The 810-nt window shown below is 45.7% G+C and carries 1 protein-coding gene; it reads right to left on the bottom strand.

Annotated elements, in window-relative coordinates; translation table 11 throughout:
- Window positions 1–5: 5 nt before the first annotated feature.
- A partial coding sequence (locus ACGF5R_RS24230) for an IS1595 family transposase (protein ID WP_387693177.1) occupies window positions 6–810 on the bottom strand: 805 nt, incomplete at its 5' end.

Here is an 810-nt window from a genome sequence, read left to right on the forward strand (position 1 = left end):
CCTGATTACCATCGAATCTCAGCTAGCTTGAGTAAATACTCAGGCATAGGTGCTGCTCGAATACATGAATAAATAAGCTGTTCGAATGTTCTTTTAAGGTTAAAGCGCCAATTGAACCTGAAACAGAATTCGGCAAGATAACGAGGTAAATACTTTTTGCTAATCGAATGATATGTTCCACGTATTGAATTTTTTACGTTACTTATCATTGTGTTAACCCACTGAAAGTAGGGCAGCTTAACACTCTGCGCTCCACCGCCAGTGACGAGGGGCAAATGGAAAGTCCCGGCTTGCTCAACCCCCCGAAAGCAAGCTAATCCATCTGAAATAACAAGGGATTTTGGTTTAAGGTGCGCTTTAGCCCAACGGGTAAGCTCCCCGGTCTTAAACCCTTTCACAACGCTGAAACGCATGAACATAGGGTGGCCCTCTTCATTCATTGAAACCGCCGCAACGAAAGGGCATTTCCCTTTTGCTCCTCGCCCTCGGGGGCCGTGCTGAGCCCCGCCCCAGTATGCGTCATCAAGCTGAATAAATCCGCCGAGAGGCTTTTCGTCATCCTGTTCTTTCATCGCTTTCATTAGCTTGTGTTTCATACGCCACGCGGCGTTGTAGGAAATGCCCAGTTGACGTGACAATTCAAGTACAGAAATCCCATTTTTCTCCTGAGTCATGAGATAAATCGCCAAAAACCACACGGTTAAAGGTAATTTTGACGCAGAAAACACTGTGCCGGCCGTCAAAGATGTCTGATGATGGCATTGATTGCACTGATAAAGGAGACGAGATTTTAACTGGCAATACTTATCA

Origin of the sequence: Photorhabdus sp. RM71S (genome assembly GCF_042879355.1) — a bacterium.
In the GTDB taxonomy this organism is placed as follows: Bacteria; Pseudomonadota; Gammaproteobacteria; order Enterobacterales; family Enterobacteriaceae; genus Photorhabdus; species Photorhabdus kayaii.